The sequence below is a fragment of the Flavobacterium cupreum genome, from assembly GCF_003996965.1.
Lineage (GTDB): Bacteria > Bacteroidota > Bacteroidia > Flavobacteriales > Flavobacteriaceae > Flavobacterium > Flavobacterium cupreum.
In genome coordinates this window covers 1-283 of record NZ_QWDM01000252.1, presented here as the reverse complement: position 1 = coordinate 283, position 283 = coordinate 1, and the positions used below count along the sequence as shown (strand labels likewise).

Below are 283 nucleotides of genomic sequence, written 5' to 3'. Positions count from 1 at the left end.
CATGGCCTGATGCGATGATGAACTTGCTGCTGGACGCCAACAAGCTATGTGAGGCGGCCCGAAAAAAACAAACGACGTTTGGCGTCTGTTACGTCCGCCAATATTTGAGCCTCGGCATGGGTTTTTTTCCCATTGTTTTTGAGGGCGTTCCGAAAAATTTCCCGCCATGTAGCGCGGGACGGGATGGGGCGGCGCCGACGTCAAGATTCCACTATCAGCGTCGTTGGTGTTGAAGTCGCGGTTTTTTTTGGCGGGGCCCCGAAGGGAGCCCGGAGGGCGACCG

General features: G+C 56.5%; 1 protein-coding gene. It reads left to right on the top strand.

The genetic code is table 11. The features are described 5' to 3' along the window. On the top strand, positions 1–233 hold a 233-nt coding region (locus D0817_RS26385), incomplete at its 5' end, for a hypothetical protein (RefSeq protein WP_238160971.1). Positions 234–283: the final 50 nt, after the last annotated feature.